We start from the raw sequence: 3,817 nt of genomic DNA, 5'->3' as shown, positions 1-3,817 counted from the left end.
ATTTGTACCATATCTTCCGCAAACTTCCCTATGCGGAAACCGAACAGGATTATATCGATCTGCTGCCCTTTAACCTGACCGCAGAAAAAATCGCCACCAGAAAATAGGGTGGGAGAAATTGACGCTTACTATTGATTTATCATATTATTATAATCAACCTGTACCTGATTACTCTTGTGTCAGTAAACCGCCCAATTATAATTCAGGATATAACAGATTTTGAATGAATAATAAGGATTACAAAATATATAGCTAAAAATTAATAAATAAAAGGATTATCATATGAAGAAAAATATTATTCTTTTCTTTTTATTATTTATATTAATGAGCGATTGTTGTCCAATAAAACCTATTTCTATTGAAACTGTTAAAGAAATAAAGATTACAGTATATCCTGTAAAGACTTTAAGAGAAAAACCATTAATTTTCTTTCTTGAAAGATATGAAATTGGAAGTTTAATTAACATAATCAATTATTCGAAATGTACGGATGTAAAGATAAAATTTGGAATACGAGAGGGTGAATATTTAATTGAAATATTTTATATAGATGATACTGTAGATGAAATATTTATGCCTGATCCTATATGTTTTATTTGGCGTACTAAAAAACAAATTATGAAAAATAATGATTTGGGTCATTATGTAAGAGAATTATTATTTGAGAATTTAAAAAAACAAGGAATCAGACTGGAATAATTTATTATTGTGAGGATGGAATATATATACTTTATACCTGTTGCCTGCGAGTCGTGGGGGCTGTCTGTCTTTCGCCGTCTTTACCGCAGTAAAAGCATCCGCGCCGTTATAAATATCCCGTACGATAAAAATCCCGCGATCAGGGGGGTGCCGAGCCACCCGAACACGATGCCGAAGAGAACCCTGAAATGTATCGTCTGCACACCTTTGAGCACGCCGATACCCGGAACCGCGCCGACGATCGCCTGGGAACTCGAGACGGGCACCCCGATTATCGCATAGATGTGGATAATGACGGATTCGGAGAGGACCGCGACAAGGCCGGAGTAGGGATCGAGTTTGACGAGTTTTTTCCCGATGGTTATCATCACATTCCTGCCGCAGGAAAGCACGCCGGCAGCATCGGCCGTTCCTTTCGTCTTTTACTATAATTCCGTGCCGAGCAGCTTGTCGAGTCTTTTTTTCATGTCGTGCCAATGACTCCCTAACCAGTATATGTGATCGCAATCGGGACAGCGTTTGAAATCCGAATATTTTTTCCTTACCTCAGGCGGCAGTCTCTCCGCGATGCCGGCTTTATCGACCGAAACCAGCGGATTATTGCATTCCAGGCAACGGGAAAACGGGTCGATTCGGCGCATGAGGTCAAAACGGCGGACGACCTCGAGGATCTGCCGGTCCGGGTCTTTCGACCGGACGCAATAACCGTGGGTGATGATTTTCCGTTTGAGTAATCCCCTGTCCCGCGTCAGAATGATCCGTTTTTCCTTTTGCGCTATTATCGATATTTCTTCGTCTTCGTACCGGTTCGAGTAGAGGGTGTCGAATCCCAGTATCCTGAGGCTTTTCGCGAGTGTTCCCAGATGGACATCCATGATAAAACGGATCTCGCGCAATGGTTGAGGCCGGACTTTCGTGACGGCACCGATATCGAAGGATTCAAAAACGGGATAGACGCTGATGCCGTCATCATCGGTCAGCTGATAAACGAAACTCACCGAGACCCCGTTCACCAGGACGAGATCAACTTCCGTATGGGGGATGCCCATCTCTTCGATGAGTGCCTTTACCGTCGTTCCTTTTTTACAGTATCGTTCCACAAGCCGTTTTTTTTGGTCGTGAGGAAGAAAGTCATTGAGTTCTTCATAAAACCTGATATATACCCTGACCATGTGACCTGTCTCCGGGGACGGAGGTATCCTGTTCCGGACTGTCGCCCGCCGCCATCCGGCAAGAGTCCGTTCCGGCAAGCGGGCGGGCCGTTACTCTTCTTCGGCGCGTAATGCCGGCTTGCTTATACCACGGCGGCGTTGAATAAAGCCGGACAGCGCGTGGATGACAAGAATCGAGGAGATCATCAACCAGAGTGTGATCGGGAAATAATCGCCGCAGCGGGTGTACAACGCCGGATGTTCCGGCTTTTGAACGGTAAAGGCAGCAAGCAGGTAATCCGGGGTGAAAAGAGGGAGGGCGGCAACGACATGTCCCTTCGGATCGATGATGCTCGTGACGCCGGAATTTGTCGAGCGCAGGAGGAAGCATTTGTTTTCCACCGCCCTGAATTTCGATGCGACGAACATCTGCCGTTCCGCGGATTCCGTTTTCGACCATGATACATTCGTCAGATTGACAAGCATATCCGCGCCGCGCAGAATGAACGTTCTGCAGAGGTCGGGGAAGGCGTCCTCAAAGCAGATCGGTGTCGAAAAGGTAATCCGCTTTCCGCCTTCAAGGGGTAAGGTAAAAACAGTGCTTTCGTTTCCCATTACCCAGGTGCCGGAAAGATTGACCACGTTCCTGAAAAAATCCCTCACACACTCGAACTCCCAGAACGGAATGCTTTCACCGAAAGGCACGGGGTGCTGCTTGCCGTAATAGTCAAGTACTTCGCCGTCGCCTGAAATAAGTACCGCTGCATTCATCGCGTCATAGGTTTTCATGTCGATGACGAGGGGTGCGCCGACCAGAAACGGGCGGTCTATCTCTTTCACGAAAGGGAGAAAGGGACGTTGTTCGGGAAATTTTTCGAGCCGTACGCTTATCCGGTCCGTGTAAAAGGGGGTTTGAAATGATGTTTCGTTCCAGATAATAAGATCGGGTTTTCTCTCCCCGCTTTCTTCGACCCCTTTGAGTGTCATTTCCTCCGCCGTGAGTATGCTCTCTTCATAGCTTCCCGCTTTTCGCTCCCAGGGGTCCCTGTCCTGCTGGACAAGGAGGACTGTTATCTGCGATACGGCGGGAAGCGGGACGGCGAGACGGATTGCGCCGTAAATCAAAGCCGCGCAAAAGAGTATCAATGTAAAAGCCAGATGACGCGACCAGCTCAGGGAAAGAATGCGCTTCCCCGTGATCCGTCGCGTTTCGATCCGGGGCAAAACGATCAATCCTTCCGCGAGCACCGTATTGAAAAGGGTCATGAGAAATGAAAGCCCCCAGATCCCGGTGATATCCACACACTGGATCAGCGGAAGCAGATTATGTACCGGATGCGCCATCAGTGTCCACGGAAAGGCGAGAAATCCCGATGATTTGAGAAATTCATAAAAGGTCCATGCCGCGGCGAGGATCACGGGCCGGTACCGCGGATAGACGCGGGATAATCCGAAGAGATAGGCGGCGAGAAAACCCTTGTACAGCATATACCCGAAGGTGGTTCCCCCCAGTGTCCAGAAGCTGTACTCGCCGAAATATTGCAGCCAGTAATAGGCGAAAAGGGTGGTGATAAATCCGAAGATAACGCCGAGGAGTGTCGCAAATCTGAATGAGGGGGCCGTTGTAACGGCAATAAAAAAGGGAACCAGGCAGATAAAACCGAGTAACGGATTTCCGTAACTGAAGAAGTCGTTCGGTACCGCAAGCGGGAGAAGAAGAGACGAAAGAATGGTGAGGAGAATGCATCGGATTCCTGTTTTATTGATTATATCCGCCAGATGAGTCCCTAGCTTTCTTCAGGTTTTTCTTCTGTTTCGGTTTCCGGTTCCGGTTCGGTCTCCGTTTTTATTTCCGCTTCGGCTTCATCCTTTACTTCGGCTTTTTCTTCCACTTTCGGTTCGGCTTTTACTTCGGCTTTTTCTTCAACCTTCGGTTCGGCTTTTACTTCAGCTTTTACTTCAACCTT

The 3,817-nt window shown here is 47.4% G+C and carries 5 protein-coding genes; 1 reads left to right on the top strand and 4 read right to left on the bottom strand.

The window, feature by feature from the left end:
- Window positions 1-282 precede the first annotated feature (282 nt).
- On the top strand, window positions 283-699 hold the full coding sequence (locus tag JW881_01400; protein ID MBN1696142.1) for a hypothetical protein: 417 nt from the start codon (window positions 283-285) through the stop codon (window positions 697-699).
- 80 nt (window positions 700-779) lie between these two features.
- On the opposite strand, the gene JW881_01395 is transcribed toward JW881_01400, so the two are convergent.
- The 4 genes from JW881_01395 to JW881_01380 all read right to left on the bottom strand — a co-directional run.
- On the bottom strand, window positions 780-1,067 hold the full coding sequence (locus JW881_01395; protein MBN1696141.1) for an inorganic phosphate transporter: 288 nt from the start codon (window positions 1,065-1,067) through the stop codon (window positions 780-782).
- Window positions 1,068-1,124: 57 nt separating this feature from the next.
- A complete protein-coding gene (locus JW881_01390; GenBank protein ID MBN1696140.1) occupies window positions 1,125-1,871 on the bottom strand; it encodes a Mut7-C ubiquitin/RNAse domain-containing protein in 747 nt (248 codons plus the stop codon).
- A 90-nt stretch (window positions 1,872-1,961) separates the two neighbouring features.
- A complete protein-coding gene (gene lnt / locus JW881_01385) occupies window positions 1,962-3,629 on the bottom strand; it encodes an apolipoprotein N-acyltransferase (protein MBN1696139.1) in 1,668 nt (555 codons plus the stop codon).
- Between the two features lie 8 nt (window positions 3,630-3,637).
- The coding region (locus tag JW881_01380) for a hypothetical protein (protein ID MBN1696138.1) at window positions 3,638-3,817 on the bottom strand (180 nt) is incomplete at its 5' end.

This window comes from Spirochaetales bacterium (assembly GCA_016930085.1).
Taxonomy (GTDB): Bacteria; Spirochaetota; Spirochaetia; order SZUA-6; family JAFGRV01; genus JAFGHO01.
This window is presented reverse-complemented; position numbering and strand designations above follow the sequence as displayed.

Excerpts from the sequence above, each read along its gene's own strand:
- JW881_01395 (MBN1696141.1), bottom strand. The coding sequence starts at position 1,067 with ATGATAACCATCGGGAAAAAACTCGTCAAACTCGATCCCTACTCCGGC.
- JW881_01400 (MBN1696142.1), top strand. The coding sequence starts at position 283 with ATGAAGAAAAATATTATTCTTTTCTTTTTATTATTTATATTAATGAGC.
- JW881_01390 (MBN1696140.1), bottom strand. The coding sequence starts at position 1,871 with ATGGTCAGGGTATATATCAGGTTTTATGAAGAACTCAATGACTTTCTT.